The sequence below is a fragment of the Allorhizocola rhizosphaerae genome, from assembly GCF_003426775.1.
GTDB classification, from domain to species: domain Bacteria; phylum Actinomycetota; class Actinomycetes; order Mycobacteriales; family Micromonosporaceae; genus Allorhizocola; species Allorhizocola rhizosphaerae.
This window is the reverse complement of sequence record NZ_QJUG01000462.1, coordinates 1-1,609: the sequence shown is the minus strand read 5'-3', so window position 1 is coordinate 1,609 and position 1,609 is coordinate 1. Positions and strand designations below refer to the sequence as shown.

Annotated in this window: 2 protein-coding genes and 1 pseudogene; all 3 read left to right on the top strand. The window is 70.9% G+C overall.

Translation table 11 applies throughout. The annotated features are described in order from the left end of the window. Positions 1-131: pseudogene (locus DM816_RS45090) on the top strand (aminoacyl-tRNA hydrolase); the annotation flags it as partial. Positions 132-133: 2 nt separating this feature from the next. Next, positions 134-853, top strand: a complete 720-nt coding sequence (locus DM816_RS41785) for a helical backbone metal receptor (protein WP_425455352.1) — start codon at positions 134-136, stop codon at positions 851-853. Beyond that, a complete protein-coding gene (locus DM816_RS41780; protein WP_425455351.1) occupies positions 850-1,524 on the top strand; it encodes an EcsC family protein in 675 nt (224 codons plus the stop codon). The genes DM816_RS41785 and DM816_RS41780 overlap by 4 nt, the downstream gene beginning before the upstream one ends. Positions 1,525-1,609: the final 85 nt, after the last annotated feature.

Below are 1,609 nucleotides of genomic sequence, written 5' to 3'. Positions count from 1 at the left end.
AGGCGGTCGCGCCACCCGGGCCGCCGCGCAGGCCGACCAAGCCGAGCCGCGCCGCGCGCGAACGCCGACTGCAGGAGAAACGTCACCGGTCCAGGAAGAAGCAGGACCGCCGCGGAATGCTTGAGGGTTGAGCGTGACGCGGGTGGTGTCGCTGGTCCCGTCGCTGACCGAGGCGGTCGCGGTGACGTGCCCACAGGTATTGGTCGGCGCCACCGACTACTGCACGCATCCGGAAGGGCTCGATGTCGCTCGGGTCGGCGGCAGCAAATATCCCGACCTGGCGCGCGTTTTCGCGCTGCGGCCAGACGTCGTGCTCATGAACGTCGAGGAGAACCGGGAGCAGGACGCCGCTGCGCTGCGTGAGGCGGGCGTGCACGTGTATGTGACCTATCCGCGCACGGTCGACGGGGCCTTGCACGAGCTCGGTGAGCTGATGGGGTTCCTGGGCGCGGGTACGCCCGGTTGGCTGGAGTCGGCCCGTGCGGCTTGGGCGGGTGTGGCACCGGCCGGACAGGCGCGGGCGGTGATCCCGGTGTGGCGGCGGCCTTGGGTCGTGCTCGGCTCGGATACGTTCGCCGGAGACGTGCTGCGCCGGTTGGGCATCGTCAACGTCTACGCGTCGTCGCCCGGACGCTATCCACGACCGTCGCTGGACGAGATCCGCGCTACCCGGCCCGACCTGGTCGTGCTCCCCGACGAGCCCTATCCGTTCACTGTGGACGATGGGCCGGAGGCCTTTGCCGGTACCGGATATGCCTTGATTTCCGGAAGGCACCTCACCTGGTACGGCCCCTCGCTCGCCCAGGCACCCACCATCCTCGCTGGACAATTGGCGGTACGCTCCCCCGCGTGACGGAACCCGAGCTCGACTCTCCCCCGGCCGGACTTTGGAACCGGATGCGTGCCGACCCGACCTACGCCCCCGAGCATCTGGCCGCCGAGGCGGTGCGGGTGCTCGGCCCGCGCGCGGCGGCGTGGACGGCCTATGTGCGCACCGTCCAACCGCACGTGTCAGCCGATGACCTCGCGCAGATCGCCGCGAAGAAGTTCGCCAACCTGGCGTCGCTGACCGGCGCCGTGTCGGGCGCGGCCGGGCTGCCCGGCGCGATCGTCGACTTCGGTGTGCTGGCCTGGAATCAGGCGCGCATGGTGCTCAGCATCGCGGCGGCGTACGGGCACGATCCGCAGGATCCGGACCGGGCCACGGATCTGCTTGTGCTGCAACGGGTTCACGGCATGGCGTCCGCGGCCCGGCTGGCCCTGGGCGTTGCGGCGGGCCGGACCACGGCGGGCACCGCGATGGTCTCGTCGGGCGGCACGGCCCGGGTGGTCGGCCAGCTCAGCCTCAAGCTGGCCAGGATGGCCGGCATGCGCGCGGTCAAACGGGTCGCCGCGAAGGTCGTGCCCGGCGCGTCGATCGTGTTCGGCAGCTGGGCCAACCGGTCGGCGACCAGGGATCTGGCGGCGCGGGCGATCACCCACTATCGTCCCTCGGTACCAGCTCAACGAACGGGGGAACAGTGAGCGTAGAGCGCTGGAGTTGGATCGGCATCGCGGCGCTGGGCGTGGTGCTCGCCGTTGTCGCATGGTTCGCCTATCCCGGCCCGCA